This window comes from Alkanindiges hydrocarboniclasticus (genome assembly GCF_001982605.1).
Taxonomy (GTDB): Bacteria; Pseudomonadota; Gammaproteobacteria; order Pseudomonadales; family Moraxellaceae; genus Alkanindiges; species Alkanindiges hydrocarboniclasticus.
On the sequence record NZ_MLCN01000042.1, the window covers coordinates 1 to 20775 of the forward strand.

At 48.7% G+C, this 20775-nt stretch carries 20 protein-coding genes and 1 pseudogene; 8 read left to right on the forward strand and 13 right to left on the reverse strand.

Going from position 1 to position 20775, the window contains the following annotated elements; translation table 11 throughout:
- Window positions 1–243 (forward strand): hypothetical protein (locus tag BKE30_RS16405; protein ID WP_227518412.1); only part of this gene is annotated, 243 nt, incomplete at its 5' end.
- 37 nt (window positions 244–280) lie between these two features.
- On the opposite strand, the gene BKE30_RS13620 is transcribed toward BKE30_RS16405, so the two are convergent.
- The 4 genes from BKE30_RS13620 to lptF all read right to left on the reverse strand — a co-directional run bounded on the left by BKE30_RS13620 (window position 281) and on the right by lptF (window position 7104).
- The gene (locus tag BKE30_RS13620; RefSeq protein WP_076879129.1) at window positions 281–3709 is read right to left on the reverse strand and encodes a type VI secretion system Vgr family protein; all 3429 of its coding nucleotides are present in this window, start codon (window positions 3707–3709) and stop codon (window positions 281–283) included.
- Window positions 3710–3956: 247 nt separating this feature from the next.
- Entirely contained in the window at window positions 3957–4853 is an 897-nt protein-coding gene (locus tag BKE30_RS13625) for an alpha/beta fold hydrolase (RefSeq protein WP_076879130.1), read from the reverse strand.
- Window positions 4854–4930: 77 nt separating this feature from the next.
- Window positions 4931–6004 (reverse strand): LPS export ABC transporter permease LptG, encoded by a 1074-nt coding sequence (gene lptG, locus BKE30_RS13630; RefSeq protein WP_076879131.1) that lies wholly within the window; start codon window positions 6002–6004, stop codon window positions 4931–4933.
- Window positions 6001–7104, reverse strand: coding sequence for an LPS export ABC transporter permease LptF (gene lptF, locus BKE30_RS13635; protein ID WP_076879132.1), 1104 nt, complete (start codon window positions 7102–7104; stop codon window positions 6001–6003). The genes lptG and lptF overlap by 4 nt, the downstream gene beginning before the upstream one ends.
- Window positions 7105–7281: 177 nt before the next feature.
- Between lptF and BKE30_RS13640 the strand changes: the two genes are divergently transcribed.
- The 3 genes from BKE30_RS13640 (at window position 7282) to BKE30_RS13650 (ending at window position 10041) form a co-directional block, all read left to right on the forward strand.
- Window positions 7282–8784, forward strand: a complete 1503-nt coding sequence (locus BKE30_RS13640) for a leucyl aminopeptidase (protein WP_076879133.1) — start codon at window positions 7282–7284, stop codon at window positions 8782–8784.
- A gap of 26 nt (window positions 8785–8810) precedes the next feature.
- Window positions 8811–9215 carry a DNA polymerase III subunit chi gene (locus tag BKE30_RS13645; RefSeq protein WP_076879134.1) on the forward strand — a complete coding sequence of 135 codons (405 nt, stop codon included), beginning with the start codon at window positions 8811–8813 and terminating at the stop codon, window positions 9213–9215.
- A 91-nt stretch (window positions 9216–9306) separates the two neighbouring features.
- The gene (locus tag BKE30_RS13650; RefSeq protein WP_143253755.1) at window positions 9307–10041 is read left to right on the forward strand and encodes a hypothetical protein; all 735 of its coding nucleotides are present in this window, start codon (window positions 9307–9309) and stop codon (window positions 10039–10041) included.
- Window positions 10042–10151: 110 nt separating this feature from the next.
- Here BKE30_RS13650 and BKE30_RS13655 read toward each other — a convergent pair whose 3' ends face one another.
- From BKE30_RS13655 to nrdR, 6 genes and pseudogenes are all read right to left on the reverse strand, one after another.
- On the reverse strand, window positions 10152–10778 hold the full coding sequence (locus tag BKE30_RS13655) for a hypothetical protein (protein WP_227518413.1): 627 nt from the start codon (window positions 10776–10778) through the stop codon (window positions 10152–10154).
- A gap of 67 nt (window positions 10779–10845) precedes the next feature.
- Entirely contained in the window at window positions 10846–11508 is a 663-nt protein-coding gene (locus BKE30_RS13660; RefSeq protein ID WP_076879136.1) for a riboflavin synthase, read from the reverse strand.
- Between the two features lie 130 nt (window positions 11509–11638).
- Window positions 11639–11959, reverse strand: a complete 321-nt coding sequence (locus tag BKE30_RS13665) for a hypothetical protein (RefSeq protein WP_076879137.1) — start codon at window positions 11957–11959, stop codon at window positions 11639–11641.
- Between the two features lie 134 nt (window positions 11960–12093).
- A complete protein-coding gene (locus tag BKE30_RS13670) occupies window positions 12094–13395 on the reverse strand; it encodes a DNA adenine methylase (protein ID WP_076879138.1) in 1302 nt (433 codons plus the stop codon).
- 61 nt (window positions 13396–13456) lie between these two features.
- Window positions 13457–14521 (reverse strand): bifunctional diaminohydroxyphosphoribosylaminopyrimidine deaminase/5-amino-6-(5-phosphoribosylamino)uracil reductase RibD, encoded by a 1065-nt coding sequence (ribD, locus tag BKE30_RS13675; RefSeq protein ID WP_076879139.1) that lies wholly within the window; start codon window positions 14519–14521, stop codon window positions 13457–13459.
- Between the two features lie 95 nt (window positions 14522–14616).
- Window positions 14617–15057, reverse strand: a pseudogene (gene nrdR / locus BKE30_RS13680) (transcriptional regulator NrdR); the annotation flags it as partial.
- Window positions 15058–15197: 140 nt separating this feature from the next.
- Here nrdR and BKE30_RS16080 point away from each other — a divergent pair.
- Window positions 15198–15368 carry a DUF488 family protein gene (locus tag BKE30_RS16080; RefSeq protein WP_158073196.1) on the forward strand — a complete coding sequence of 57 codons (171 nt, stop codon included), beginning with the start codon at window positions 15198–15200 and terminating at the stop codon, window positions 15366–15368.
- 12 nt (window positions 15369–15380) lie between these two features.
- Window positions 15381–15614 carry a DUF488 family protein, N3 subclade gene (locus BKE30_RS13685; RefSeq protein ID WP_406564689.1) on the forward strand — a complete coding sequence of 78 codons (234 nt, stop codon included), beginning with the start codon at window positions 15381–15383 and terminating at the stop codon, window positions 15612–15614.
- Window positions 15615–15757: 143 nt separating this feature from the next.
- Here the strand turns inward: BKE30_RS13685 and BKE30_RS13690 are convergent, their stop codons facing one another.
- From BKE30_RS13690 to BKE30_RS13700, 3 genes are all read right to left on the reverse strand, one after another.
- Window positions 15758–17239 (reverse strand): ammonium transporter, encoded by a 1482-nt coding sequence (locus tag BKE30_RS13690; protein WP_076879141.1) that lies wholly within the window; start codon window positions 17237–17239, stop codon window positions 15758–15760.
- Window positions 17240–17301: 62 nt separating this feature from the next.
- The gene (gene glnK / locus BKE30_RS13695; protein WP_026471699.1) at window positions 17302–17640 is read right to left on the reverse strand and encodes a P-II family nitrogen regulator; all 339 of its coding nucleotides are present in this window, start codon (window positions 17638–17640) and stop codon (window positions 17302–17304) included.
- 131 nt (window positions 17641–17771) lie between these two features.
- On the reverse strand, window positions 17772–18569 hold the full coding sequence (locus BKE30_RS13700) for a TorF family putative porin (RefSeq protein WP_076879142.1): 798 nt from the start codon (window positions 18567–18569) through the stop codon (window positions 17772–17774).
- Window positions 18570–18890: 321 nt separating this feature from the next.
- Here BKE30_RS13700 and BKE30_RS13705 point away from each other — a divergent pair, with 321 nt between their 5' ends.
- Both BKE30_RS13705 and BKE30_RS13710 read left to right on the forward strand, forming a co-directional pair.
- Window positions 18891–19133: an accessory factor UbiK family protein gene (locus BKE30_RS13705; protein WP_076879150.1), complete on the forward strand. Its 243-nt coding sequence runs from the start codon at window positions 18891–18893 to the stop codon at window positions 19131–19133.
- Between the two features lie 112 nt (window positions 19134–19245).
- A complete protein-coding gene (locus BKE30_RS13710) occupies window positions 19246–20727 on the forward strand; it encodes a YifB family Mg chelatase-like AAA ATPase (protein WP_076879143.1) in 1482 nt (493 codons plus the stop codon).
- Window positions 20728–20775 lie beyond the last annotated feature (48 nt).

Genomic DNA, 20775 nt, shown 5'->3' on the forward strand with positions numbered 1-20775 from the left:
TTTATGCAAGTTTGTGTGCTTACCAGATTTGTCATGACAATAAGCCAACGATTCAAATCTATGAAGCATTGGCTTAAGCAGGATTCGGGTTATTTATACTTGATTGGTTATTTATATCTTCCCAAATATTTGGACAATCCACTTTACCTAGTATTTTTATCTCAACCTCAGGTCTATTCCAATATTTTAAGCACTGGTCTGATTGTTCTGCCTGAACGTTACTACAACCCAGAAACAGGGTAAGGCTTGCCATTGTTGCTAATAATTTCATCATGTCATCCTAATTTCCAAATGCTTGATAGTCTTTTTCCAGACTCAAATCATCATTAACTTCTTCAGGTGAAATACTGCTATCGTCAGGATCATCTCCACCGCAACAGGCCTCACTCTGTTCACTATCAGAAATGGGCACTTCTTTCAAAATTAATTTATCTTGTTCAGCTTCGCTCTTACCTAGTAGCACAACTTCTACATTATCAGCAGAATCACTAAAAATTCGCTCAGTTCTAGCTTCTTGATCTAAGGTTCCAATATATTCAATGCTTTTTGATTTATTAATTAATTTGTATTTAAATCCTTCGCTTAAAAGCTCTGCTTCAATCAAATTCTTAAAATCAAACCGTCTACTAAATAAACCGCTCTCAGGCATCTTCGGCAACTCTGCATTAACTGTTTCTCCACCCTCAAACACATGCTGTCCAGCCTTACATTCAAACTTTCCACCAGTTTTTATAAAAACTCCGCTGCCATTAATGATAAGTTGAGAACCGCCAGCTGTTAACACAATTTCCTTGGGACTGGTCAGCTCAATTTTTTCTTCGGTAGAAATAAGTTTAATCACCTTGCGGGCAATAGCTTCTAGTGCATCATCCTGCGCCTGCAGTTCAACTTTGCCTTTGGCGGCAAAGGCCTTGATGCCTTTCTGGGCCGCAAACAGGCTGATTTTAGCCTGAGCATGATTGATGATATTTTTCTGGGCACTGACATTGATTGAACCACTGGCGCTACTGGAAATATCCTGAGATGCTTGCAAGATAATATTTTCAGGGGTGGTCAAGGCAATGCCATTGGGTGAGGCCAGTAGCATCAGTGCCTGTCTAAAGATTTTGCCCTGTTCTTGCTGGCTGGTGTCTGCACTTTGTTCCAGCTTCTGGGTATGGCTTTCCATAAAACTTTGAAGCTGACCAAGTGCTGTAGTCGGGGTAATATCTTTACTACCGCCGAAGCTGCCACAGACATTTATAAAATCTTCAGAATTAATGTCAATATCCTGTAGAACTGCACCAACATCCTTGAGAGTTTGCAGTGGATTATTCCTGATATTTTGCTTTAAGCTGGCCAGCTTGGCTGTAATTGTTTCTGTGCCAGAATTTTCAAGCGTTTCAATAAATGCTTTTAGGTTTTCAACCGCTTCTTCTGCATTGTTAAAATAGTGGTTAAATTCATCAATAATGCCGCTTACATTATCCCGAATGGAGCCAACATCATCAATAAAGCCGCCGCAATCTTTAAGCGCCATTAAGGGATCATTGGTTAAGCCATGTTTAAACAAATTCAGGGTGGAATTTAAGGCCTGACTGCTGCTTTTAAGCTCTAGTGATTCGATAAAACGTGGTAAGCGATGAATAACATCCAGTGCATCGGCTTGTTGCTTTAGGGCAATTTCGCTGAGCATTGTCATATTTTGATGCCCTTGCGCCAATAAGGATTGTGCTTCTGCGGCTGCCAGATGATCAGAAACTGCCTGTTCCTGTGCATAGGTGGAAATCAGCAGGCCCTTGCCAGCCCGGATTGCGCCCCATTGGTCTGAGCGTAATTCAAAGCCTTCGCCCCGGCCTGCACTGGTTTCACTTTCCTTCGGATGGCTTAAATTGCCCAGATTGAGCTGGCTGGCGCCATGGCTGCTGTGTAACTGGGCACTAATTTGCCCTGTGGTGTCATCAAACCGCAACTGGTTGAACCCACTACCGCCCACTTCTTGTGAACGGATGCCACTTAAGCGTTTGGTATCTGGTAAAGCCCCTTTGATATCAAACCGGGTGGGATGTCGTTCAGCCTCGTGGATACGGCCCGTGACAAACGGCCGGTCAATGTTGCCATCAAAGAAGTCAACCACCACCATTTCGCCAATACGAGGTAAAAAGCGCGCGCCATAGCCCTCGCCTGCCCACGGGGTCAGCACATCTACCCATGCAGAATCCTGATCAGTATTACTGCTGCCTGCACCGCCACTATGCTGATGGTCTTCCATGCGGGTAAACAGGAATTGCACTTTAATCCGGCCCCATTCATCCACATGGATGGTTTCAGATTCTGGGCCAACTACCCGTGCCCGTTGTGGATAAGCCGCTGGGCGGTGTTGTAGCGGATTAAATTGAGGTTTGACTGCAACACTACGACGAATCAGGGTCAATTGATTACCTTGTCGTTCCTGATCTGTATGACCACTGGCTTGAATACTGTTGTTTTGATTACTATGGTGGTGACGATACGGGGATGGTGAGGACTGCCAGTGGTTTTGGGCCAGCAGTGCGGTGATGTGCTGTTTAAGATCCTTGGGCAGGTTATTCTGGTGATAAAACTGCTTGGCAATAATTAAAAACTCACGATCCCTGAAAGGGTGCAGGTCGATTTCAGGGTGGCGGTTGAGCATAAACCAGTAACCCACCTGACTGTCGCGTACGCTGCTTAAAGCAATAAATTGCTTGGCCTGACTGTCATGCTGCTCACGCAGATTGCGATTGAGTTTTTCCAGTTGTAGGTTGCCAGATGCGGTTACACCATCTTCACCATTTAAATCCTGTACCCAGGCCGGACTAATGGCCCAGGCCTGCTCCAGGCTTAAACTGGCACTGGTATGACTATCACTGTGCTGATGTGGACTTAATACACTGCCAGCGCCTGTTTCCACCTCCAGATGCTGTGCCTGCCAGTGCTGGACATGCACAGCCGTGGGTTGCAGGCTGCGTGCTGCAGTCAGATGGGTAATGTGGTCATGCTGTTCGGTAGCACTACTCTGGTGATAATCAATTAGTTGGCGTTGTAAGGCCGAGTAATGCCGGTTATCGTCAATCAGCCGCAGGATTTGGGGTTCTAGCAGGCTGGCATCACTGGACAAATAACTGGTTTCATCAATCAGCCAGTTAATCCCTTCACTGCGCCAGAGCCGGGTCAGAAAGTCATAATCCGTTTCATTGGACTGCATGACAAATGGCCGTACATCGTAACTCTGGCTTAAGCCCTGTACATCCAGCATGAGCGTGGCGGCAAACAGTGGACTTTTGGATTGCCATTCCTTAAATAAAATTTGGCTGATGTCGACCACGCTTTTATTCATGAACACACGACTGTTGCGCCGCTTATGCCAAAGACTGGTGGTGTCCTGCAAGGTAAGTTTATAGGGAGTTAGTGCCCCATCACTATCGCCAGCGCTGGCACCGGTAATCAGGCCAGAGGTACGATGCCACAACCCGGTGTCGCTACGCTGCGCCACCACCACCTGACAGCCAATAAACTGCTTTAAGGAAATATAAGGATTGTGCGAAAAGCACATTAATTCCGCGCTTAGTCCTTCATTGATGACATGATGGCCTTCAATGCGCTGTAAAAATACCTGCGGATTAAGCACAGCATTGGAAAATTGAATGCGAAGGGCACGGTGCTGCGGGTCTAAAGCCCACTGAACCAGTGCATTAAATAGGTTCATCATTGCTATTATTATGGTGCTTTGTAAAATTTTGCGAATTCTAAAAGATACCGCTTTTGGCTATTGTGTCTTTTTGTATTCGCCTTTAATTATCAGTTATTTTTAAATTTTAATCATTGTTTTAATTAAATTTTATTTTTTTATTTAAGTTTTTCTAATCTAATTATTCTTATTTTCTATTCACACGTTTTTTGCCATGGTTTGGCCTACTTAGCGTGATGGAATTGTATTTTTTCACTACAACTGCGGCTTAGTTTAAAAAGCGCCCTAGCTCACGAATAAATTTAACAGGCTCATCCAGTAGCGGGGTATGGCCGGATTTTTGAAACTCCACCACCCGCGATGGCTGCATTTTTTCGCTGATGATGCGTTGCCCACAGGCATGGTACAGCGGCGACTGCATGCCTATCATCAGGGTAGTGGGAATTTGCCACTGCCCCAGAATTTGGCGGTAATCATGGTGCCCGGCCATGTAAGCATTGAGATACAGGCGGATATCTTCCAGCCGTGACAGCGCAATAACATGCGGCATGAGTACAGGCATGTGTGCCGATAAATTAAACACATGTTTGATTAAGGACTTGCCCAGCATGGTCTCAAAAATTTCCCCCAGCACAGCCACTGCCTGCCGCCGGATGGGATAAGGCAACTGTTGCAAAAACAGATGGTCTTCAAATGGGGCAATGATGTTAAGCATTTGCTGGAAACTACTAAACAGCGTCGACTGCTGCTCGCCAAACAGCCCATAATTCCAGTCAGGGCGGTTGCCCACGCAAGGCGACTGGTCAATGTGCAAATAACGCCTGACCCGTGCAAACTCAGGACTGCGCTGTAAATGCAGGGCGGTGCTTGCCCCCAACGAATACCCCACCAGATAAAAATTTTTCAAGTCAAAATGTCGGATAATATCCTGTACATCCTGCGCATGGTTTTCAAATACATCCGGTTGGTTTAAACGCAATGATTTTGATTTGCCAAAGCCGCGAAAATCCGGCATGTAAAATTTAAAGTGCCGGATAAAAGGCAAAATAAACGGTAACCACTGGCTGCTTTGCATGCCGAGACCATGCAGCATGAGTACCGGCTGGCCCTGTCCAATAATACGCACATAAAGCGGTTGCTGGTCACGCATGATGACAGTTGGCAAAATCCTTCTCCTGTTTTAACATCCATGTTTACCATTGACTTTTAGAGCTATTTTTAATTTCATCCTACTGTTTTTAACTATTTGGCCCGGTTTAACAAATAAGCGCCGATGCCAAAGCAAATCACAATGGGAAGTAGCACAAACCAAGCCGGTGATGGCGAATACACCAGACTGGCATAGCTTAAGAAGTCCTGCAAATAGCGAAAGCCCAGTCCAATAAACAATGCAATGACCAGACGAAAACCCACGGATTGCTGGCGTAAAGGCCCAAAAATAAATGAGCAGGCAATCACCACCAGCGAGATCAGCGCAAACGGCGCAGCAATTTTTTGCCACAGGGCCAGCACATAGGGCTTGGGCACTTGCGCGTTGGCAGACAAATAGCGCATATACTCGATCAGTTGGCTGGGCGCCAGATCTTCCGGGGCAACAGTCACAGTCTGGACAAAGCGTGGTTGCAGGCCCAGTTGCATCGTCATCTGCTCATGCTGGGTAGGCTTGGCACTGCTGTCTGGCTGAATCTGGATTTGTTCAACCTGTTGCAGTTGCCATTGCTGGTTTTGTTTAAATGCACCAGTCTGGGCTGTCAAGGTCTGGCGAATGCGATATTTTTCGTCCAGATCAATTACTTCAATTTGCTTTAGCTGGCCCATTGAATTGGCGTAGTTCACATAAATATAGCGATTGCCTTCACGGGTCCAGTAGCCACGTACCTCACCAATTTTGGCTGCCTGCCCGGCCTGTTTTTGAATCACACGGGCTTGCTCATTGGTATAGGGCAATACCCACTGGCTTAAGGCAAATGACACCACTACCAATAATAAGGCAGGCCATAGCACCCAGCTGACAATGCGCCACAGGCTAAGCCCTACAGACCGCATAATAATCAGCTCGCTACTAGAAGCCAGTGACCCCAGACCAATCACGGCCCCCATCAGGCCAGCAATCGGTAAAATGTCATATAAAAACTTGGGTGACTGCCACAAAATATACATAAAGGCATTGAAAGCGCTGTAGCCTTCCTTTAATTCACCCAGCTCGGCAATATAGGAAAACAGCATTTGCAAAAGCAGTAGCAATATGGCTGCGCCCAGCATGGCAAGGCCAGAAGTTTTAATCACATGTCGGGCCAACAACAAAATGGATGTCATGACTGGGCTGCCTCTTTAATGCGTTTTGCGGCTTGCGGGGACAAACGCTGCCGCCGCGATAGTACCAGTCCGACAATCAGGTAAATCACCAGCACCAGCGGATAGCCCCACAAACCCAGCTGGTCTTTGGTAACGCGAGTCTTAACTGCCATAAGAGCCACTATCAGGCTGGCAAAAATCATGATGGCAGGAAACAGGCGATAATAACGGCCCTGCCGTGGATTCACCTGCGACAGGGGTAACGCCAGAATTAAAGCCAGTGCCATCACCCATGGCGCACTCAAACGCCAGCCAAACTCACTTCTGACCACCGGCTCATTCAGGCGCTTGGCCAGTGCCGCCATGCTCATGGCTTCTACCCGCTGGGTGCCCAGCTCAGGGTCACTTTCGTGCTCAATGCGCAGGCGGTAGCTGGCAAACTCGGCATGTGTGTATTCAGGCCTGCCGGGATAAATCTCGTAACGACGACCACGGGTCAGGTCTACCACACTGGCGCGGTTACTAGGATCAACCACCCGGGTAGCCCGTTCGGCCATAATCAGCATGTCCGGTTTGTTGGGCTGCTCGCTGCGCTCATAAAAGAAAATATCCTGCAAGTCGCGGCGGTCATCCGACAGCGAACCTGCATAAATGGTATAGCGCCCACTGGACACAAACTCACGCGGACGCACCAGATCAAAACCACTGCGTACCGCCTGTGTAGCAGTTACCTGATCAAACTTGCGGTTGCCCCACGGTGCAATCTGAATCACCAGCGCGGCTTCGGCCACAATCAGCAATAGCGTCATGGGAATCAGTAATATACCCAGACTGTCACGGCTGACCCCGCTGCTGTTCAGCACAGCCATTTCATGGTCGACATATAAACGGCCAAAAACCAGCATCAGGCCCACAAAAAAGCCCAGTGGTAATATCAGGGTAAGAAATTCCGGCAGGCGAAAGGCAATAATGGTAAACAGCACACTGGCATCCAGACGGCCCTGTGCGGCCACGCCAAAATACTTGATTAACCGTCCTCCCAGCATAATCAGCGTGAGCAGGCCAACCACAACAGCACTGGTGCCAAGAACCTGACGAACCAAATAACGACGAATGATCAAAAGGGCTATCCACAGTAAACCCGTACGGGTAATGACAAAGGGCTATTACAAAATGCCAAGTTTAAGTACTTATACCTTAAAAAAATAGTACGTGGCGTATCAATTTAGGCTGTTCAAGTCTAGCAGGACAGTGTTTTAATGGAATACTGCTTCGCCACGATGATGCAAGGTCAATACATGAAACTGAATTTACAGAACAAACTTTTACCAACCTCAGACACAACAGCCGATAGCGCCTCCAGTGCCAATGCCACGCTGGTACTGGTTCTGGATCAGGAGACACTGGTACAGGCACATGACCAGCTTCCCGATGATGTGCAGCAGCAGCTTGCCACCCATATTGAGCGCGCCCAGTTCAAGGCTAAGCTGGGAGAGACCCTGCCAATTTACCAGCTCAACAATACTGATTTTTCACAGGTATTGCTGGTTGGTGCCGGTGAACTGAACAAAATGACTGCCGGACAAGCCCAGACGTTAGCTGGCAGTATCTATAAGGCACTGGCCAACCGGACAGCGCAGGCCGTCATTTCACTCGACGCACTGGCTGACCTGCATATTGACACTTTTGTACTGGCGTTAAGCAATGCGGCCTATCGCTTTGATACTTATAAAAGCAAAAAAAGTGAAGCCATACTGGACAGTATTACCCTGCACAGTACCCGTGCTGATGAACTCAAATCACGTATTGATTACCTGCAGGCAGTGGCTAAAGGCCAATCACTGGCCAGGGATGTGGGTAACCAGCCTGCCAACGTGTGCCATCCGGAATATATGGCCGAACAGGCGCTGCAACTGGCGCAGCAATATCCAGACCTATTGAAAGTAACTGTACTGGATGAAGCAGCCATGCAGGAACTGGGCATGAATGCATTGCTGGCGGTCAGCCATGGCTCCGAGCGTGAAGCGCGGCTGGTAGTTATGGAATATCAGGGCAAGTCTGACAATTTCCAGTCAGATCAAGGCAAGCCAGTCGTGCTGGTGGGTAAAGGCATTACTTTTGATACTGGTGGTATTTCCATGAAACCTGCTGCCGGCATGGATGAAATGAAGTTTGACATGTGTGGTGCAGCGTCTGTACTGGGTACGCTACAGGCCCTGTGTGAAGCCAAACTGCCGGTTAATGTGGTGGGAACACTGGTGTGTGCTGAAAACATGCCCTCTGGCCGTGCCACACGTCCCGGTGATATTGTCACCACCATGAGCGGGCAAACCGTTGAAATTTTAAACACCGATGCCGAAGGCCGTTTGGTGTTGTGTGATGCGCTGACCTACATCAAGCGTTTTAATCCCGATACCGTGATTGATATTGCCACCTTAACCGGTGCCTGTGTCGTGGCACTGGGCAAGGTACTGGCTGGCTTGTTTAGCCCGGACAATGAACTGGCCAGTGAATTGCAACAAGCCGGCCAGTTGTCGCATGACCGCGTATGGCGCATGCCGGTGATTGATGACTATCAGGAACTGCTGGATTCTCCCTTTGCAGACATGGGCAATATTGGCGGGCCTTATGGTGGCGCGATTACCGCAGCATGCTTCCTGCAACGCTTTACCAGAGAGTACCGCTGGGCGCATCTGGACATTGCGGGCGTAGCATGGCTGTCAGGTACTCACAAAGGTGCGACTGGCCGGCCAGTTCCGCTACTAATGCAGTTCTTGCGCAATCGCAGTCAAGCCAGCTAGCGCTACACCACAGTAGTTTTTCATTTATGGCAGATGTTGGTTTTTACTTAATCCAAAGCCAGATCCGGCAGCTTGATTTAGCCTGCCGGATTTGCCGCAAGAGTATTCAAACGTCCCAGCAGCCCTTGCTGGTCAAGTTTGATGATATCAATGCCCTGCAACAGTTTGATGCCTTACTCTGGCAATTTGATGCCAGCAGTTTTATAGCGCATGATGTTGATGACCTGAACTCGCCAATTTGCCTGAGCCTGACCTTGCCAGAACAGTTTGACGGTGATTGCCTTAATCTGGGGCAGGAGCTTGTTGATCCGCAGCGCTTTTTGCGTGTGCTGGAAATTATTGAAAATACAGAGGCTGCCAAAGTAACTGGCCGTGAACGGTTTAAGGCTTACCGTGCATTAGGCATTGAACCCGTCACGCATCAGGTGTAGCTTATTGCAGGCAGGGATGAAAGCGTATTAAAGTTATCCAGCTCCATTGCAAGTGGTGCCCTTTAAAATTGGTCGGTTTTTGGAAAAAATTATGGCGTTAAATGTAGGCCGTGACTTTCAGGCACGCTGGCTGGCAGCACCCGAAGCCGTACGTCAGCAGGTTTTTAGTGAATTACATAGTATTTGCCAACTGCTGGAAGTCAACACTGATTTTAACCAGTGGCAGATTGCTGATGCCAAACGTGAGCAACAGCATCAGGCACTGGTGAAGGCCGCACTGGAAGAACAGCAACGGCAGGCTGAACAACGGGCGCGTGAGAAAGCCGCAGCTGAAGAAAAAGAGCGCCAGCGACTGGAACAGCTCGCCCGCGAACAGGCAGAAGCTGAGCGCTTAAGACTGGAACAAGAGCAGCGCGAACAGGAACAACTGGCGCGTCAGCAAGCTGAAGCGGTAGAACGTGAACGGCTGGCACAAGAAGCTGCCGAACGTGAAGCACAGGAACAGCAGCGACTGGCTGAGCAAGCCAGACAAGAACAGGAAAGACAACAGGCTGAACAAGCTGAGCTGCAACGGTTAGAACAGGAACAATATCTGCTGGAACAACAGCAGATTGCTGAACAGCAGGCTGCCAGACAGCTACAACAGCAGCATGAACAGGAACAGGCTGCCCAGCTCGCCCAACAGCACACGCATCAGGTACAGGCGCTTAAGGATGCACTGTGGCTGGAAGCTGAAATTTATATTGAAGAAACCTTGCAGCAATTGGGTGAGCGCTTAAAACAGCAGGCTCAAATTGAAATTGAACAGATTATGAGTGAGCAATAATCCTGCTGCTGGTTTTAAGTATTTTAATTCAAAAAAACCAGTCTTATTTACAGCCAGATGTATCAACTTAATAAACAACAGCCTTAACCCGTAAGGCTGTTGTTGCTTTATTAGCGTGCCTTAGGAATATGGAATTTACAGTCAGCTATCTGGTTTTGCAGCGTAGAATATTTTTTAAGCAGCTCATCCCGTTGCTTTTTCTCGCTTTCATTGACAAACACTCGAAAAGCAAGACGTTGTTCTCTAAATGTTGATTCTAGCTGATTACACTCCTGCCTATTCTTTATTGCTGTTTTCGCTTCATTTTCAGTGATTTTAATGTATTTGTTCTCTCTAATTCGCAAGCTATTTCCATCATCGGATAGATTAAATGGAATCACGGTTAAGCCATTATTGACACCTAACTGCTTATCTTTTTGCTCTAGTACCAGTTCTTTTTTATTTTGGCCTGATAAATTGGCAGCATTCAAAATATCTTCATTGACCAAATAAGTATCTTTAGCTTCTTTACGAATTTCCAGTATCTTAGAGTAGCTTGAATCTTCTAATTTCCAGTATCCAATATATTTATCATAAGGCTTGGAACATGCTGTTAATGCAAAAGTAATTAGGACTAAAAAAAATATTCTCATCATTTCCTCATGTTTAATTAAATTATTACGGCTTAAAAAGGTGCCTAACCTATATGTTTTTTTAATCACAACATATTTGAGTTTTAAGTCAGCTAAAAATAGCAATCAAAATATTTATTATTACTGTAGCCCAGACAGGCCTGTATAAAGTGCTGCAATGACTCCAATTGAGTTAACGCAAAAACCCGTTCTCTGCCAGAAAGCTCATATCAATCCCACTTTTGACCGTGGCCTGTGCCGCTTTGTCGCCCAGCAGTAAGCGCTCCAGATAGCGCGCCAGTACGTCAACCTCCAGATTGACCTTACTACCGACTTGCCATTCCTTAATTGTAGTTTGCTCAGCGGTATGTGGCACCAGATTCAGGCTTAACGTCGCGCCATTTAAATGATTAATGGTCAGGCTAATGCCATCAACCGTAATTGAACCTTTTTCTGCCAGATATCTGGCCAGCTCATCCGGTGCTTTAACTTCAAAATACAGCGAGCGGGCATCTTTGCGCATCAGGGTAATTTCACCTAGCCCATCTACATGCCCACTTACCAGATGGCCACCCAGTCGTGTGGTGGGTAACAGGGCTTTTTCAAGGTTGACCGATGTTCCGGTTTTCCATTGTAGCAAGCTAGTACGGCTAATGGTTTCCAGCGATACATCAGCCGCATACCAGTCTTTGCCAAAATCTATCACGGTCAGGCAGACGCCACTGGTTGCAATCGAATCACCCAGTTTGACATCGCCCATGTCCAGTCCGGCAGCATGAATGACCAGACGCACATCTCCCGCAGTCTGGCTCACCGATAATACTTTTCCTACTGCTTCAATAATGCCTGTAAACATGCCGCTTTATCTTTCATTGTCATCAAACTGGGGCTGATTATACCCAATCACCGGACAAAAGCCATGTAACAAAACATCGCTGACTTCTGCCGGACAAGCCCATCAGCCTAAACTGTAGATGCCAGATGGATTAGCGCGCCACCTGATTGCACTCGGCCAGTTCATCTGAATCTGCATTCCATACCTTGCCGGCACTGTTTTTGTAATAGCTGACCTTGCCCACACGCATCACCAGATTCTGGCAGGAATCCAGTGATAAATCATTGCCCCACGGCCCGGTCAAGCTACAACTTTTGCCGTTGCACTGCCAGGTAATCACTGGCCCACCTTCAATTGGCACAGTGACTTTACCCTGATGACTACTGCCTGCTGTCCAGGTGGTGGCAAAGCTTAAGGGCGCCAGCAGTAGCAGGCTGGCGGTAACAACAATTTTTCTGAGAAGTGTTTGCATCGTTTTTCCTTATTGTCGCGCTTAAGAGTTATTCACCTGACTTTGGTTAAACAGCCGGGCTTCTGACATCCTAATGCAGCCTGATGCAGGTTAATATTTTAAAATGTGAGTAATTATGTTTAAAGAGCCAGCAATTACCATAAGGCCAGTTGGGTGCTTGGCCCAGAAGTGTCCACGCCGCCAAGCTCCGCAAAATGATAGAGCTGGCCCAGCAATTGATTGAGTGGTGGCCCAGACTTGGCCTGAGTGTCAGTAATCACAATAAACTCAAGGGTACGTGCCCGTTCGGACTGGCGTTGCTTGCTGACCCGATAGCGCGGCACATCCTGCGTCAGTAAAGACACGCGACCGCGATCCAGATTGGCCTTGAGCAAATCCTTGGGTGCAATGTTGCCATCGGTACTATAGCTGGTCAGGATAAAGCGCGAATTCAGGGTGCCCACCAGTTCCTGATACGCTTCGGTCGCGTATTTGGCTGAATTGTAGGGGCTAGGCCGTTCCTTGCGCCATGCCCGGTCTATACCGCTTTTAAAGCCCGGGGTATCTGGTGTGGGTAAATCCACTTGATCCCATAAGGTCAGCGCATTCAGCACATGATAGTTACTGCTGTAGGCATGCTGGTTATACGGCGGGTCCAGATAGGCAATATCCACCTTAAACGACGACATTTGCTTGGCCAGATACTGGGCATCCACGCACCACATTTCAGCCGCCAACTGGTTTGGACTGCCAATCGGACAAAAGCGGCTGGGCGTGAGCCAAAGCAGGGAATCAATACGTTCCAGTGCAGTCTGAGTTTTGCCACCCCAGCCCTGATGGAAGCTTTTAAACACGCCGCTGGTATTGCTGACAAAACTGGCGGAATACAATAGGGGCGCCAACAGCGCGCTCATTTCCAGTGGGGTAATCAGGCCCTGATGCTGCCACTGCATAATCTGGTTGCGAATGGCATCAATGCGCATGCCATTGCGGCGCTTGAAGAACAGCCGGTCACGGGCGGGATCATAAAAATCATCATCCCGTGGCGACAGGTTGCGTGTCACCCAGCCTACCTGTTCCGGCAAGCTATTCAGCTGGTCAATGGCCGTTTGATAACCACCCAGTCCGGCAAATTCCGGGGCTTCCACACAGGCCAGCAAGGCATGGTTAAGCGCATGGCTGTAGGGTTCCCAGTCATTGGCAATCACGCGGTAGCCATTTTGCCGGGCCAGCCGTGACACCACGCCGCTACCAGCAAACAGGTCAGCAAAAATAGGAGGCTTGCCGTTTTTGCTACTTTTACTATTCAGCGTACCGGTTTGTTCCAGTGCCGCCAAAATCAGGTGCAGCAATCGACGCTTGTTACCCAGATAAGGCACCAGTTGATGAAACAAATAATCATCGGTGGTTCGCGCAGCGTGGCGACGCTTGTGATACACATTGGCTTCAGTATTCATCACTCTACGCTATCTGTTGGAACATCTCATTGGAATAATCGCTGGGCAATCAGGCTAGTGCTTAATGGGCAGCAGGTGTCAAGATCAGGCGCACATCCTGCCCGACCTGAGCCACTTCCTGCAATTGTAGCCGATATTGCTCGCTCATTTCTGACAAAGACAAATTAAACATGGCACGTGCCTCACAGCCTAGCAAGGTGGGTGCCAGATACACAATCAGCTCATCCACCAGACCCTGCCGCAAGAATTCACTGGCCAGGGTTGGTCCAGCTTCAATCAGCACCTCATAAATTTGTTTTTGATTTTTTAATTCATTCAGCAATTGTGCCAGAGCCATATCCGGCCAGTGCTCTATCGCTGGCACTACATCAGGCTGGGTGCCTATTAACAGCAGTTGATCCGGATGTTGTAACAGCTGGGCTTGCATTGGAAAGCGGCTTTGCCGGTCCAGTACCACCCGTAAGGGCTGTTCCACCTTTTCAATTGGAAAACCACTGGATAACTGGCGTACATTCAATCCCGGATCATCTGCCAGCACGGTATTAATGCCGGTAATCACCGCGCCGCTCAGCGCCCGCCAGTGCTGCACATCCAGCCGCGCAGCCTCACCGGTAATCCACTTGGATTCACCCGATGCCATGGCCGTACGACCATCCAGACTGGCAGCCATTTTCAGGCGCACATAGGGTCGTCCACCTGCCATCACTTGCAAGAAACCCTTGTTTAACGCGCGTGCTTCGGCTTCCAGCATGCCTACAGTGGTATCAATCCCTGCGGCGTGCAAAATGACCTGCCCCTTGCCAGCCACCAGGGGATTGGGATCAAGGCTGGCCATCACCACATGGCTGACACCCGCCTCCACCAGTGCATTGGCACAGGGCGGCGTGCGGCCATAATGCGCACAGGGTTCCAGTGTCACATAAGCAGTTGCCCCGCGTGCCTGTTCACCGGCCTGTTTTAAGGCAAATACTTCGGCGTGTGGTTGGCCAGCTTGCGGATGAAAGCCTTCACCCACAATCTGGTCATCCTTGACGATGACACAACCCACATTAGGATTTGGTCTGGTGCTGTACTGCCCTTGCCTGGCCAGTTGGATGGCACGCTGCATGTAAAACGGGTTGCTCATGGCTTCTGGCTGTCTTTACTGATTTTCTCTAAATTTGTTTTTTCCAGCTTGGTCTTCTCAAGCACATTTCTGGCAATTCCAGTTTGCTCAATTCCCATTTGTTCAATTTCACGTTTGAAGGCATCGACATCCTGAAAATCCCGATAGACTGAGGCAAAGCGGACATACGCCACATGATCGAGGTCATACAGGGCCTGCATGACAATTTCACCAATCTTGCGCGAAGTCACATCACGCTCACCCAAACGACGCAAATGCTGGCCAATATCCAGCAGTGTGGCTTCAATCTGATCCTGACTCACTGGCCGTTTTTGCAGGGCCATGGTAAGGGAATTACGCAGCTTTTCATCATTAAAGGGTTCATTACGCCCATTGGACTTAATCACACGCGGCATAACCACATCGTAGGATTCAAAGGTGGTAAAGCGGTCACCACAGGCTACACATTCACGGCGACGACGAATTTGCCGGCCCTCGGCAGCCAGCCGCGAATCAATCACCTTACTATCTGGAGCGTTGCAAAACGGACAGTGCATGAGGGTAGGTTTTTAAACATTGATATGCGAGTGTAGCAAATATCTGCTATCAAATTAAGTACAGTGCCTGTAAGGCGCCACTTGCTATAGTGCCAGTTCCATGCAGTGCCTTTTATCACTTGTCCTAGTGAGCAAATGCCATGATTTATTGTAAATCCTGTGCTGAACTACCAAGCCCTGAGGCGGGTAAACGAATTCTGATTGGCCCGGCATTGCCGCATATGTCATTACCACCAGAAACGCCGCCTGATGCGCGAGTCGTGGATTTGTGGCTGGAGGCATTAGCACCTTCAACCGAACTCATGCAATAGGCTGAACAGCATATAAATCAGCCTGATGAATTTCGCCAGACTTATTTTAAACAGTTGTCCACTCAGCCAGAACACTGGCTGATCCTGCTGGATTATGCGCGGCAAGGAAATTTAACCTTACTGTGTGCCCTGCCTAATCATTTATTTTATCTTGAAATACTGGCAGGGTTTTTAGAAGATGAGCTGGAAAAATGGCAAGAAGCCAGCTCTCCAGTGTGCTATGCCGGTTTAAACCCGTTGCACTAAAAGTGAAATTACCGCCATCAAAAAAACAGGGCCACCATGACAGTGACCCTGTTTATTCAAACGCTGGTTAATGGTTTATCCTCGTACTCAGGCAAAGCCTTCGTCTTGCGCTCGGGTAAAGCTGTGCTTCACTTTATCCTCGCTCATTCAACCCGTTCGCCATGCTGGGTAATGTCCAGACCTTCGCGTTCCTGTTCTTCATTGACACGCAGGCCAATGATTACATCTACAATCTTCAGCAGGATAAAGGTAACTACACCGCTATAAATAATGGTAGCCAGTACACCTTCTGCCTGAATCCACAGTTGCTTGCCCAAAGATGGCAACTCAAGGCCAGCCGCAGCAATCACTTCACTGTTTACACACACCGCAGTCAGCATGGCACCTACAATACCGCCTATCGCGTGCAGGCCAAAGGCATCCAGTGCATCATCCGCTTTCAGCATGCGTTTAAGGGAGGTAGTGCCCCAGAAGCACACTACGCCACCAACCAGACCCATGATCAGCGCACCGCCAACCCCCACAAAACCGGCAGCAGGCGTAATTACGACCAAACCTGCCACAGCACCCGATGCACCACCCAGTACCGATGCCTTGCCACGAACAAAGCGTTCAGCAACCAGCCAGGCAAATGCAGCAGCAGCAGCAGCAACCTGAGTCACCAGAATTGCCATGCTGGCACGGCTACCCGCACCCAGCGCGCTACCACCGTTGAAGCCAAACCAGCCTACCCACAGCAAGCTTGCACCAATCACGGTTAAGGTCAGGTTATGGGGAGCCATGGCTTCCTTACCAAAACCAATGCGCTTGCCTAGTACATAAGCTGCCACCAGACCGGCCACACCCGAGTTAATATGAACCACAGTACCACCGGCAAAATCCAGTGCGCCAGCGTCAAACAACCAGCCACCAGCCGCCCAGACCCAGTGGGTAATCGGTGCATACACGGCAATCACCCACAGGGCAATAAACAGCATGAATGCAGAGTACTTCATGCGATCTGCCACCGAACCACTTAAAATGGCCACGGTAATGATGGCAAAAGTCATCTGGAAAATAACAAACAGGCTTTCAGGAATTGTCCCGCTTAGGGCATCAAACGCCACGCCGTTAAGCAGCATCTTGTCCAGATTACCGACATAGGCACCTTCACCGGAAAACGCCAGGGAATAACCAATGATGACCCAGATCAGGCTCACCACAATGGTGGCAGACAGGCTGTACATCATGGTACTGAGTACGTTTTTCTTGCGAACCATACCACCGTAAAACAGCGCCAGACCCGGAATAGTCATCAACAGCACCAGCGCAGTTGAGGTCAAAATCCATGCGGTGTCGCCAGTATCTACCTTCGGTGTAGCTTCTGCCGCAGGGGCCGCTTCTTCAGGTGCAGGTAGTGTGTCAGCAGCTGCAGCGGCTACCGGAACAGTCGCTTCTTCTGGCACAGTGGCCATGGCAGAATTATCAGTGCTAACCGGTGTAGCTGTTGTTGTGTCTGTAGCTACCATGGTGGTGGCTGCATCTTGCGTGACAGCCTGTTGCATCGTTGCAGGTTCTTCTGCCCATACACTTGCTGATGTTAGAAGTGCACTGGATAACCCAAGCGCCAGTAACATGTGTTTCATTGTGTCTTCCCCCAACACAGGATCAATGCGTTATTTTACTTACAGCAAAGTCCATGCCATTGTTAAACTGCGTCTGGTCCGGTTTCGCCGGTACGAATACGGATCACCTGTTCCAGATTGCTCACAAAAATTTTGCCATCGCCAATCTTGCCAGTGCTGGCAACCCGGGTAATGGCTTCAATGACCGCGTCTACCATGTCATCGCGTACCGCAATGTCAATTTTTACTTTTGGCAAAAAATCAACCACATATTCAGCGCCACGATACAGTTCGGTATGGCCTTTCTGACGACCAAACCCTTTGACTTCAGTGACGGTAATACCCTGTACACCAATTTCTGATAACGCTTCACGAACATCGTCAAGTTTAAAAGGCTTAACCACAGCGGTTACAAGTTTCATTTCAAAAGACCTCAGGTAAATAACCAGTAATTTCCATGTTCAAAAAACGTGCCAACAGCTTAAATTGGGGGGAAACAAAAAAGGCCGCTGACGCGACCCTCTTTATAACGTATTTGACTGTCAAGTTGTACCTAGAATGTTTTACTGATGCTCAGTTGTACCGCACCATCGCAGGCTTTTTTATCAAAGCATTCGCTGTCCTTAAGGTTGGTATCCACCCAGGCCAGCTCGGTGGTCAGGCCCTGCACCCCAAAACTGGTACCCAGCTTATAGTCAATATAGCTGTCATCGTTGCTGGTAGTTCCCAGTGCGCGGTTGAGCATGCTGCTATTCTTGAACAGGTTGTAGCCAATCCCGGCCACCAGTCCAAACCCGGTATCCGTAATGGGCGCGGTGTAATTGGCACTCAGATACCAGAAATTATCAGACTTGTTAAAATAGTCATTGGAGTAATTTACCCCAACCATCAGGTTATCTTCCTTAATGACACTGCCAGCAACGCTTAAACGGCCAAACAGTTCATTGTAATCCGGCTGGTTGCTGCCCGGCGCCGAATCACCAGAGCCTGCATACATATAGCGGATATAACCCACATCCAGTGTCGTATCACGGTTGGGAATCAGGTTCAGCTTGGTGGCATAGCCCAGTACGCCATCAATTTCTGCCGTACTGTTGCCGCTGACATTGGAAGCCCACAGGCTGGCATAAGTGCCTGACTCATGGTTAAAGTTAATGGCACCCTGAATGGCCGGATTGTTACTGGTTTGCGACACCCCACGAAACCGGTAATCCGTAGACAATGTCACATTACCCGTGGTACTTACCCCCGGAATATTAATCACATCAGCGGCCTGCACACTGCTCGTTGCAGCCAGCATATAACCGGCCATCACACAGCTTAACGCGGTAATTTGTTTTAATCCCTTCATAAAATAACCTCTAAATCTAACCCTAAATAGTTGTTCACACTTAACATCAATGACGCTTTAAATCTCGGCATTAACCACCCCATACCCCTATAGACAGGGTAATGTTTAGGGCAGCAATGCGTGCTTGCCGATAAATTTGTTTATTTATCATGCATAAATTTGTTTCCAAATGCTACAGTAAAACTTAATTCTGTGTTTTTACTTTAGACTTTTACCCTTACAATGATGCACTACCTTTAAAATTGTGATTTTAAAGTTGCCTTTTTAAAATTATTTTAATAGCTGATTATTTTTTGCCTCAAAATGGAGCATAAATTCACCATGATAGAGCAACTTGTTCAAGCCATTCTGGAACAAATGCATGAACCCAAGGCTGATCTGGAAAAAAATCTGCGTGCGCTGTTATCCGAGATGATTACCCGTATGGACTTGGTTAGTCAGGAAGAATTCCTGCGGCAACAGGCAGCTTTACTCAATGCCCAGAAAAATATTGGCAGCCTGCTGGCCCAGATTGAAACATTAACTGAAAAAGTTGCCTCACTGGAAAGCCCAGCCGCACCTTAACTGCGCAACTTTAGCTACGCAGTCCAATTCGTACTCTCTAAGCGGCGCGATTTTTAATCACTCTTTTGTTTAAAAAATATTAAAGCGTTAAAACAATAATTTAGGATTTCTTATGTCATTTGCTGTTGTGACCTCCCGTGCAGCACTCGGCCTGCATGCGCCTGAAGTTCTGGTGGAAGTGCATTTAAGTCAGGGTCTGCCTGCCCTGACCATTGTTGGATTACCAGAAGCTGCGGTACGCGAAAGCAAGGATCGGGTACGCTCTGCCATTATTAACAGTGGCTTTGAGTTTCCAAGCCGCCGCCTGACTATTAATTTAGCCCCTGCTGACCTGCCCAAAGAAGGCGCCAGACTGGATTTACCGATTGCGCTGGGTATTCTGGCAGCCAGTGGCCAACTGGATGCGGATGCCTTGCATGAAAAGGAATTTGTGGGCGAACTGGCCTTAAATGGTGATTTGCGTCCAGTACTGGGTGTATTGGCAGTGGCCCGCGCCGCGCATCTGGCAAAACGGCCCTTGCTGGTACCACATGGCAATGGCAACGAAGCCGCCAAGATTCCCGATGCCCGGGTTTATGCCGCAGGCACGCTTAAGCAAATTTGTGCACACCTGCAACAAGTACAACTACTGCCACTAGTCCAGCATCAGGGCATAAGCCAGACGATTAATTTGCCGGACATGGCCGATGTTAAAGGCCAGCACCGTGCACGCCGCGCCCTGGAAATTGCCGCGGCAGGTGGCCATTCATTGCTGTTTTCCGGGCCACCGGGTACTGGCAAAACCCTGCTAGCTTCCCGCCTGCCCGGTATTTTGCCACCGCTGAGCGATGAAGAAAGCCTTGAAGTGGCCAGTGTTTATTCTATTGCCAACCATTCCTTAAGCTTTGGCGAACGGCCCTTCCGCGCACCGCATCATACGGCATCAGCTGCTGCACTGGTTGGTGGCGGTTCGCAGCCGCGTCCCGGCGAAATCAGTCTGGCGCATTATGGCGTACTGTTTCTGGATGAATTGCCGGAGTTTGACCGCAAGGTGCTTGAAGTCTTGCGCCAGCCACTGGAATCCAAGGAAGTAGTGATTTCACGGGCAGCACGGCAAATTACCTTTCCGGCCAACTTTCAGCTGGTGGCCGCCATGAACCCGTGCCCATGTGGTTATGCCTTGGATGGCAGCCAGCGCTGCAAATGTACTCCAGATATGGTCAAGCGTTACCGTGGCCGTTTATCCGGGCCATTGCTGGATCGTATTGACCTGCATATTGATGTGCCTGCCCTGCCTGCCAGTGATTTGCAGACGCGTACAGCCGGGGAAAGTTCAGCTAGTGTACGTGCCCGGGTGATTGCTGCACGCCAGCGCCAGATTCAACGGCAGGGCCTGAGCAATGCAGCCTTAAATCCGCAACTGCTGGATCAGTTTGCAGAGCTTGGCGAGGCTGAGCAAAAGATTATCCAGCTGGCGCAACAACGCCTGAACCTGTCTGCACGGGCCTATCATCGTATTTTGCGGGTTGCACGTACCATTGCTGATCTGGCAGGTAGTGATGTGATTAGCAGTGGCCACTTGACCGAAGCCTTAAGTTACCGGGGGCAGGGCTAACACTGCAAAATCTGAAACCAGAAGCATTACCTCATGCAATAAAAAAGA

Excerpts from the sequence above, each read along its gene's own strand:
- BKE30_RS13620 (WP_076879129.1), bottom strand. The coding sequence starts at position 3,709 with ATGATGAACCTATTTAATGCACTGGTTCAGTGGGCTTTAGACCCGCAG.
- lptG (WP_076879131.1), bottom strand. The coding sequence starts at position 6,004 with ATGACATCCATTTTGTTGTTGGCCCGACATGTGATTAAAACTTCTGGC.
- BKE30_RS13640 (WP_076879133.1), top strand. The coding sequence starts at position 7,282 with ATGAAACTGAATTTACAGAACAAACTTTTACCAACCTCAGACACAACA.
- BKE30_RS13645 (WP_076879134.1), top strand. The coding sequence starts at position 8,811 with ATGGCAGATGTTGGTTTTTACTTAATCCAAAGCCAGATCCGGCAGCTT.
- BKE30_RS13650 (WP_143253755.1), top strand. The coding sequence starts at position 9,307 with ATGGCGTTAAATGTAGGCCGTGACTTTCAGGCACGCTGGCTGGCAGCA.
- BKE30_RS13660 (WP_076879136.1), bottom strand. The coding sequence starts at position 11,508 with ATGTTTACAGGCATTATTGAAGCAGTAGGAAAAGTATTATCGGTGAGC.
- BKE30_RS13665 (WP_076879137.1), bottom strand. The coding sequence starts at position 11,959 with ATGCAAACACTTCTCAGAAAAATTGTTGTTACCGCCAGCCTGCTACTG.
- BKE30_RS13670 (WP_076879138.1), bottom strand. The coding sequence starts at position 13,395 with ATGAATACTGAAGCCAATGTGTATCACAAGCGTCGCCACGCTGCGCGA.
- ribD (WP_076879139.1), bottom strand. The coding sequence starts at position 14,521 with ATGAGCAACCCGTTTTACATGCAGCGTGCCATCCAACTGGCCAGGCAA.
- BKE30_RS16080 (WP_158073196.1), top strand. The coding sequence starts at position 15,198 with ATGATTTATTGTAAATCCTGTGCTGAACTACCAAGCCCTGAGGCGGGT.
- BKE30_RS13690 (WP_076879141.1), bottom strand. The coding sequence starts at position 17,239 with ATGAAACACATGTTACTGGCGCTTGGGTTATCCAGTGCACTTCTAACA.
- glnK (WP_026471699.1), bottom strand. The coding sequence starts at position 17,640 with ATGAAACTTGTAACCGCTGTGGTTAAGCCTTTTAAACTTGACGATGTT.
- BKE30_RS13700 (WP_076879142.1), bottom strand. The coding sequence starts at position 18,569 with ATGAAGGGATTAAAACAAATTACCGCGTTAAGCTGTGTGATGGCCGGT.
- BKE30_RS13705 (WP_076879150.1), top strand. The coding sequence starts at position 18,891 with ATGATAGAGCAACTTGTTCAAGCCATTCTGGAACAAATGCATGAACCC.
- BKE30_RS13710 (WP_076879143.1), top strand. The coding sequence starts at position 19,246 with ATGTCATTTGCTGTTGTGACCTCCCGTGCAGCACTCGGCCTGCATGCG.